Origin of the sequence: Bartonella sp. AP20NXHL (assembly GCF_042196165.1) — a bacterium.
Taxonomy (GTDB): domain Bacteria; phylum Pseudomonadota; class Alphaproteobacteria; order Rhizobiales; family Rhizobiaceae; genus Bartonella.
Genome location: NZ_JBHIPV010000047.1, coordinates 1 through 3,249 on the forward strand (window position 1 = coordinate 1; position 3,249 = coordinate 3,249).

Here is a 3,249-nt window from a genome sequence, read left to right on the forward strand (position 1 = left end):
TTTGTAAGCGGTAAGCCTGGAGAAACAACAACCATTGGCAAAAATTTTATTACCGCTACCGGAGGAAAGGGTGGTGGGGGAGCTGACGCCCGTATCTCTCACTCGATTACTGGGAGTACGAATTCCTTCTATTCAGGCTCTGGTGGTGCTGGAGGCGTGGGAGGAAATTTTGGTTTAGCAAAAGACGAACATCCAGGACTTGCTAAAGGTGGAAATGGTTGTGCTGGAACGAGTGGAAACAATGGAAAAACAAGCGGTAATGGCGGTGATGCTGGGGGTGATACATCAAGGGGGGGCTCTGGAGGAACGGGACAAGGCTCATATAGTTCAGGAAAAGCGGGGCGTGGCTTTGGGGGTGGGGGTGCTGGTTCTCATGGGACTGATTGTTCAAGTGGCGCTGGAGCTGATGGGGCTGTCCTCATAAGATTGTGGAAAGATTAAATACAAAACCAAAAATAGCGCAAGTCAAATGGATAGCTGTTCTATAAGCAGGCTTATATGTTTTTAAGTCCTTTTAAAGGGCTTTTTTGACTGACAGTGTCAGTCTTATCGGCATGATGATGGTTGTTATAGTCTCTTCATTGATTTGGAGAGCAAGATGACAATAGAATTTAAACTTCGTATTTTCTTTATTAAGAACAGCAAGGGATCTGAGTTTTTAGCAATATTTGTTCAGACAGCCGTCGGTATGGTCGTAAAATCATTGATGTTAACGTGCAAATTTATCCCCTCCATGCGCCTATTCTTCTCTTTACGCATGAGGTGGAGAAAAGAAAAACAAGTCTAGACGATAAGGCTTTCTAATGGGATGTTACTATTTTTTCCATTTTAGCACTTATAATGTAAGCTATTTGTTGACCTTATAAGTATTTTACGCTATATAAAAGAATGATTAAAACGTTTAAAAGCAAAACATTGGCAGAATTATTCAAAACGGGAAATTCATCCAAGATTGATAAGAAACTTGTAAAACGTATCATGGTTCGTCTTGATCGTTTAGATATTTCTGAAAGACCAGAAGATATGAATCTTCCAGGATTCAACTTTCATTCTTTGATTGGATATTCACCTACCCGTTACACTGTCCACGTTAACGGACCATGGTGTATTACCTTTGAATTTGACTCATGTAATGCTTACCGTGTTGATCTTGAACAATATCACTAAGGATACAGTTATGAATGACATTCCTGCACAAAGAGATAAAAACCGTTGTCCTACTCATCCAGGAGAAGTTTTAGCAGAAATTATTCCTGAGACAGGCAAAACAAAATCAGAAATTGCGCAGATGCTTGGTATATCACGCCAACATCTCTACGATATTCTGAACGCAAAAAAGCCTGTTTCTCCTGCTATTTCCGCTTGTCTTGGCAAAATGTTTGGTGATGGAGCTGCTATATGGTTACGTATGCAAGCCAATTATGATGCGTGGCATGCTGAACGCGAAACAAATGTTAGCAAAGTTCCAACACTTCACGCTGTTTGATCTCTTCCTCACTCTGAAGAGACGATGTTTTATGAAATACTGGATAAATAATAATATCTAACAACATCCCCCGCTTTAAACATGTTCATCACTATTCAAGATGTCATCTAAACCACGATTTAAATCATCTAATATATTTTGCGGTGCATCTGCATAAACAAAAGATTGTGCACCAGAACGAGATTTTACTAATTCATTATATAAATCAACAGGAAGCATAATGATTTTTTCACGCCCTCGCTTTGTTAAAGCTACAGGTGTAGACATAGCCTCGTCTAAAATATCGCCTGCCCCGCGGTTTACATCTGTAAAACTATATTTTTTCATATGCACATCCTATCTTTAATGTATTATACGTATTATACGTAGAATATGTATTATGTAAAGATATTTTACGGCATTAACTACCTCCCCGCCTCAAAGACGAGGAGATAAAATCATGTTTTTAACTTAAGCTACTTTTACAACAGAGCTTACTAAAACTCGCTTGGCTTCTTCAACAAGCGTTTTATAATGTTTGCTCTCTTCTGCTAATGTAAAGGCTTTAACAAGATGCATGTGAAGCGGTCCATAAATATAAACAGCTTTTTCAGTAGGTCCCATTTCATCCCAGTTGCTTGGAAAATCAAAGCGTGTATCACGATCATTATCAATTAATTGTTTTTTTAAATCATAGAAAGCTTTGACGAGGGCTTTTTTGAATGCACGCACCGTATCATTGTTACGCATATAGGTCATGAGTAGAGTGGCTTGTGGTTCGTTGAGAATAGCAATTACTCTTTTCTGTCTTCCGCCTTTGGTCCCAAAGGGTGAGATTTCAAATCCAACCCTTCCAAATTCTTCAAGGTCTTCAATGTTTTGACGTACCAGCTTTATAACTGTAGCGTGGCTATTCCCCACACCACCGGCAATTTTCAAAGAGGTTGTGACAGCAATACCATCATTGTTGATTGTTACTAGATTGTTCATAATGAACTCCTTACTATTTAGTTGTTTTCTATTGACGCCCTAGAGGGGTATCGGGTGCTAGAAAACACGGTAGTAAGTCCGTCGTTATGCTTTCCCCATAAGGGTATTTTATAGCGTAACTACACCCGATAACATTATTATACGCTATGCGCATATAACGAGTCAAAGCATTCAATGCACGGAAAAAGACTGTTTCGGCAATCTATCCGCTTACTATCAAGGTGTTTTCTAGGCACCTTTGTATGAATCTAACGGTTTTAAAGTTTTTGTCAAGTCGCTCGTCAGAACGGCTTCCACCTCTAATTTTTCCCATTCATTTCATTAGCCAACCATTTAAAGGAGTATAAAATGGCAACAGGTTTTTTACACGGTGTTGAAGTCGTTGAAGTTGACGACGGCACCCGCCCCCTTCGCGCGGTACAATCGGCAGTTATCGGGATTGTTGGCACAGCACCCGATGCCGATGAACAAGCATTTCCCCTTAATACACCCGTTTTGGTAACGGGCTCTCTTTCACAAGCTGCAAAACTCGATAAAACGGGTAAGCGTCAAGGTACCTTACCCAATGCCCTTGATCTTATTTTTAAACAAGTAGGCGCCATTGTCGTTGTCGTACGCGTGCACGAGGGTGACAACGAAAATGCAACACTCACCAATATTCTGGGTGGTGTAACCGCAAATGGTGCTTATGAAGGTGTTCATGCTTTCATTGGAGCACAATCCATTGTAGGACAAACACCACGCATTCTCATCGCTCCAGGCTTTACACATCAACGCCCTTCCAGTGTGAATAT

Annotated in this window: 4 protein-coding genes and 2 pseudogenes; 4 read left to right on the forward strand and 2 right to left on the reverse strand. The window is 40.4% G+C overall.

Annotated elements, in window-relative coordinates; translation table 11 throughout:
* The 3 genes and pseudogenes from ACFILL_RS08850 to ACFILL_RS08860 all read left to right on the forward strand — a co-directional run.
* Nucleotides 1-441, forward strand: a pseudogene (locus tag ACFILL_RS08850) (hypothetical protein); the annotation flags it as partial.
* Between the two features lie 447 nt (nt 442-888).
* Complete coding sequence (locus ACFILL_RS08855) at nt 889-1,167, forward strand: type II toxin-antitoxin system RelE/ParE family toxin (RefSeq protein ID WP_375618870.1); 279 nt, start codon at nt 889-891, stop codon at nt 1,165-1,167.
* A 10-nt stretch (nt 1,168-1,177) separates the two neighbouring features.
* Nucleotides 1,178-1,486 (forward strand): HigA family addiction module antitoxin, encoded by a 309-nt coding sequence (locus ACFILL_RS08860; RefSeq protein WP_273721170.1) that lies wholly within the window; start codon nt 1,178-1,180, stop codon nt 1,484-1,486.
* Nucleotides 1,487-1,561: 75 nt separating this feature from the next.
* Here ACFILL_RS08860 and ACFILL_RS08865 read toward each other — a convergent pair whose 3' ends face one another.
* Together ACFILL_RS08865 and ACFILL_RS08870 are read right to left on the reverse strand one after the other, a co-directional pair.
* A complete protein-coding gene (locus tag ACFILL_RS08865; RefSeq protein WP_375637928.1) occupies nt 1,562-1,813 on the reverse strand; it encodes a type II toxin-antitoxin system prevent-host-death family antitoxin in 252 nt (83 codons plus the stop codon).
* Nucleotides 1,814-1,936: 123 nt separating this feature from the next.
* The gene (locus ACFILL_RS08870; protein ID WP_375637929.1) at nt 1,937-2,455 is read right to left on the reverse strand and encodes a Rha family transcriptional regulator; all 519 of its coding nucleotides are present in this window, start codon (nt 2,453-2,455) and stop codon (nt 1,937-1,939) included.
* 348 nt (nt 2,456-2,803) lie between these two features.
* On the opposite strand from ACFILL_RS08870, the pseudogene ACFILL_RS08875 reads away from it, so the two are divergent.
* Nucleotides 2,804-3,249 (forward strand): annotated as a pseudogene (locus ACFILL_RS08875) (phage tail protein); the annotation flags it as partial.